Source organism: Pseudanabaena sp. CCNP1317, from assembly GCF_034931345.1.
Taxonomy (GTDB): Bacteria; Cyanobacteriota; Cyanobacteriia; order Pseudanabaenales; family Pseudanabaenaceae; genus Pseudanabaena; species Pseudanabaena galeata.
Window position 1 is genome coordinate 1 of the sequence record NZ_JAYGIF010000139.1, and the last position, 1,072, is coordinate 1,072.

Sequence of the window (1,072 nt, forward strand, 5' to 3'; positions counted from 1 at the left end):
AGAAGTTATCTATGCTATAATTAGCTTATCAGTATTCTACAATCTTGATAAATGTATAAGGCGTACAAGTACAGAATCTATCCCACAAGTGAGCAAGAAACCTTGCTTGCAAAGTCTTTTGGCTGTGCGAGATGGTTCTGGAACTATGCCTTAAACCTATGCCAAGAAACCTATAAAAATACTGTCAAGGGGTTAACTAGAGGGTATATACAAGGCTTACTCCCTGCACTCAAGAAGGAATACGAATGGTTAACCGAGCCGTATTCTCAATGCTTGCAAGTAGTCGCATTGAATCTATCCACTGCCTACAAAAATTTCTTTGACAAACGGGCAATGCTGCCTAAATTCAAGTCAAAGCATGGTAAGCAGTCAATTAGTTATCCCCAAAACGTCAAGTTTGACGGTGACAAGATTAGTTTACCTAAGATTGGATTAGTCCACTGTCAGCGCCATCGTGGCTTTGATGGAACTATTAAAACTGTCACTGTTTCTCGCAATCCCGATGGTAAACATTTTGTTTCCGTCTTGGTTGACGATGGCAAAGGTAATCCTGAATTAATGCCAGTGGATAAAGCTATTGGTATTGATGTGGGATTAACCCATTTTGCGATTACCAGTGACGGCTCTAAATTTGATAATCCTAGATTTTTTATCAAACATCAACGCAACTTAAAGCGTAAACAGCAAAAGCTATCCAAGAAAAAGAAGGGTAGCCAAAACCGTAAAAAAGCAAGATTGGCTGTGGCAAAAGTTCACTCCAAAATTGCCAGATGTCGCGAAGATTTTCTGCACAAGCTGTCCCGCAAGATAGTAAACGAAAACCAAGTTATTGCAGTAGAAAATCTCAATATCAAGGGCATGGTCAAAAATCATAATCTAGCCAAAGCGATTAGCGATGTTGGCTGGGGTATGTTCTGCACAATGCTCAAATACAAGGCTGAAAGTGAAGGAAGGCAATATATCGAGATTGATCGATGGTTCCCTAGCTCTAAAACTTGCCATGTATGCCTAAATCGAGTTGATAACCTCACTCTTGATGTTAGGGCATGGACTTGTAAGCATTGTGGTACTC

Annotated in this window: 1 protein-coding gene; it reads left to right on the forward strand. The window is 40.1% G+C overall.

Features of this window, described 5'->3' with window-relative positions; genetic code table 11:
* Positions 1–51: 51 nt before the first annotated feature.
* On the forward strand, positions 52–1,072 hold a 1,021-nt coding region (locus VB775_RS22520), incomplete at its 3' end, for an RNA-guided endonuclease TnpB family protein (protein WP_323216962.1).